Source organism: Mesorhizobium sp. M7A.F.Ca.CA.002.09.1.1 (assembly GCF_003998555.1).
Lineage (GTDB): Bacteria > Pseudomonadota > Alphaproteobacteria > Rhizobiales > Rhizobiaceae > Mesorhizobium > Mesorhizobium ciceri.
Genome location: NZ_RZRR01001058.1, coordinates 1 through 1695 on the forward strand (window position 1 = coordinate 1; position 1695 = coordinate 1695).

A 1695-nucleotide genomic window follows, 5' to 3' on the forward strand; every position below is an offset into this window, starting at 1 on the left:
CCCCGCCGATGTCGACTGGTCTGTCGCCAATGGCCGTGTCGCTGTCGCCAATGTGTCGCGCGCGATCATCCCCTCCTTGCGCGAACGCTATGCCAACCTGGCCGTCGTCGAGATCACTGCCTCGCCTGAAGTGCTGGCCGAGCGTCTGGCGATGCGCGGCCGGGAGTCCCGCGGCGAAGTGCTGGCGCGGCTGGCACGCAGCGCCAATGTCACTCTGTCCGGGCCCGGCGTCACCTCGATCGACAACAGCGGCCCGCGCGAAGCCGCCGGCGAACGCTTCGCCGAGGTGCTGCGCAAGGCGATGGCCTTTTCCGACATGTCGGGCCTGATCTAGGCTAGCTATTCCGCAGCCTGGCCCGCCACGCCCTTGCGGGTGGCGTCGACCATCAGCCGCCGTTCCCGGAACACGCCCCATTGCTGGTCGACCAGCACGCCGATGAGGATGACGCCGCCCATCACCGCGAAGTTGAGCGAGGACGGGATGCCGAGCAGGTTGACGAGATTCTGCAGCTCCTGCAGCAGCACCGTGCCGAGGATGACGCCGATCAGCGAGCCTTCGCCGCCGCGCAGCGAGAAGCCGCCGAGCACGGCGGCGGCGATGGCGTAGAGTTCGTAGAACTGGCCGTGGCTGGCCGGCGAGATCGAGCGCGTGTACATGGCGAAATAGATCGCCGACAGCGCCGTCAGCACACCGCAGATGACATAGGCGGCGATGACGACACGGCCGGTGCGGATGCCCGAATATTTCGCCGCCTCCTCGTTCTTGCCGATGGCGTAGAGATAGCGGCCGAACACCGAGCGATGCAGCACCACCCACATGACGATCGAAATAACGATCAGCGCGATGAAACTGTTCGGCACGCCATAGGAGCGTCCGGCCGTCAGGAATTCGAGCTCGGGAAAATTCTGGCCGAACGCAAAACCCGCCGTGCCGTCGGCGGTGTAGAAGCGGGCGACACCGCGGTAGATCAACAGGCCGCACAAAGTGACGACGAAAGGCTGCAGCTTGAGCCTTGTGATCAGCCAGCCATGCACCAGGCCTATGATGGCGCCGAGGAACAGGATCAGCACGAAGGCCAGCGGCCAGCCCACCTCGCGCACGGCGATGAAGTCGATGAACAGCGTTCCAAGCAGCGCGACCACCGAGCCGACCGACAATTCGATGCCGCCGGTGATGATGACGAAGGCCTGGCCGATCGACAGGATGCCGAACAGACCGATCAGGTTCGAGGTGTTGGCGAGGTTGATCGGCAGCAGGAAGCGCGGATTGATGATCGCAACGATCGCCCCGACCACCAGGATCAGGATCAGCAGGCCGAGATCTTTCTTGCTCATCGTCTTCTCCCCAATGCCTGAGCAGATCGCGCTTGCGCGAGACCCCGGCAAAACTACTTCGGCTGCTTGCCCACCGCCAGCAGCAGCACGTTTTCCTGGCTGAACCGGTCCTTGTCGAGAATGCCGGAGATTTGGCCCTCATGCATGACGGCGATGCGGTCGGACACGCCGATCACCTCTTCCATGTCCGACGAGATCATCAGCACGGCGACGCCGGCATCGGCCAATGCGCGCATCAGGCCGTAGATTTCCGCCTTGGCGCCGATGTCGATGCCGCGCGTCGGCTCGTCGAGGATCATCACATTGGGGTTCATGGCCAGCCACTTGCCGAGCACGACCTTCTGCTGATTGCCGCCCGAC

Annotated in this window: 1 protein-coding gene and 2 pseudogenes; 1 reads left to right on the forward strand and 2 read right to left on the reverse strand. The window is 64.1% G+C overall.

The genetic code is table 11. The features are described 5' to 3' along the window. Positions 1 to 334: pseudogene (locus EN994_RS30165) on the forward strand (phosphonate metabolism protein/1,5-bisphosphokinase (PRPP-forming) PhnN); the annotation flags it as partial. Positions 335 to 339: 5 nt separating this feature from the next. Here the strand turns inward: EN994_RS30165 and EN994_RS30170 are convergent. After that, on the reverse strand, positions 340 to 1335 hold the full coding sequence (locus EN994_RS30170; protein WP_027161057.1) for an ABC transporter permease: 996 nt from the start codon (positions 1333 to 1335) through the stop codon (positions 340 to 342). Between the two features lie 53 nt (positions 1336 to 1388). Further along, positions 1389 to 1695: pseudogene (locus EN994_RS30175) on the reverse strand (ATP-binding cassette domain-containing protein); the annotation flags it as partial.